This window comes from Streptomyces sp. NPDC002787 (assembly GCF_053592095.1).
Genome location: NZ_JBSFVC010000093.1, coordinates 1 through 1,179 on the forward strand (window position 1 = coordinate 1; position 1,179 = coordinate 1,179).

2 protein-coding genes are annotated in these 1,179 nt (G+C 67.6%); both read left to right on the plus strand.

What is annotated here, in order from left to right; genetic code table 11:
* Window positions 1-241: transposase (locus tag ACWD26_RS44095; RefSeq protein WP_451279410.1), on the plus strand; the 241-nt coding region annotated here is incomplete at its 5' end.
* Window positions 229-1,149, plus strand: coding sequence for an IS3 family transposase (locus ACWD26_RS44100; protein WP_451279412.1), 921 nt, complete (start codon window positions 229-231; stop codon window positions 1,147-1,149). The genes ACWD26_RS44095 and ACWD26_RS44100, both read left to right, overlap by 13 nt.
* Window positions 1,150-1,179 lie beyond the last annotated feature (30 nt).

Below are 1,179 nucleotides of genomic sequence, written 5' to 3' on the forward strand. Positions count from 1 at the left end.
TGTGCGGATCGTCACGGAGACCGGCAAGACGATCGCCGAGGTCGCCGAGGACCTGGGGATCAACGAGACCACCCTGGCGAGCTGGGTCTCCCGGGCCCGTCGGTCAGGGACCGCACCGGCCGGCGGGAGTGACGAGCTGGAGCGGTTGCGGCGGGAGAACGCCCAGCTCAAGCGGGACAACAAGGAACTGGTCATGGAGCGTGATGTCCTCAAACGCTGCATGGTCCTGTGGGTGAAGTAGCCGTGGCGGACCCGGCGTCCGTCGTCGGGGTGATCAGCGACTTCAGGACCGAGCACGGCATTTCGCACCGCGTCTCCTGCCGCGCCCTGGGCGTGAGCGAGTCGTGGTTCTACAAACACCGCACCCGCCGGCCCACCCGGCGTGAGCTGCGCAGACAGCACCTGCTCGAAGCGGTGAAGGGAGAGTTCGACACGTCCGGTGGCACCTACGGCTCGCCGAAGATCTGGATCAGGCTGGTGAGGCAGGGCTGGCGAGTCTCGGTGAACACCATCGCGAAAATCATGGCCGAGCTGGGCCTGGTCGCGCGCAAGGTGCGCAGACGGCGGGGGCTGACCCGGCCGGGCAGACGGCCGGCCGCCCCGGACTTCGTGCGCCGCGACTTCACCGCCGAGGCACCCGACCTGGTCTGGTGCGGGGACATGACGGAGATCGAAACCGGTGAGGGCAAGCTGTACCTGGCCACGGTCATCGATCTGTTCTCCCGCCGCCTGCTCGGCTGTGCGATGGGTGCCCGTCACGATGCCGAACTGGTCGTCGCCGCTCTGCACATGGCCGCGGCGACCCGCGGCGGAGACGTCCGCGGTGTCATTTTCCACACGGACCGCGGCAGCGAGTACGGCTCTCGGAGGTTCCGCCGGGCCTGCCGCCGGCTGGGCGTCTTCCAGTCCATGGGCCGGGTCGGCTCGTGCTTCGACAACGCCGTCAGCGAGGCGTTCAACAGCGTGCTGAAGGTCGAGTACGTCCACCGGCACGCCTTCGCCACACGCACCGAGGCCCGGATCCGGATCGCGACCTGGATCACCGACTTCTACAACAGCCGTCGGCTACACAGCGTGTGCGGCTTCAAGAGCCCGATCGACTACGAACACGACTACTGGGCCAGCCTCGGTGAGGGGCTGGCTGCATAGGAAGGTCTCCACGATTCGAGGGGATTGACA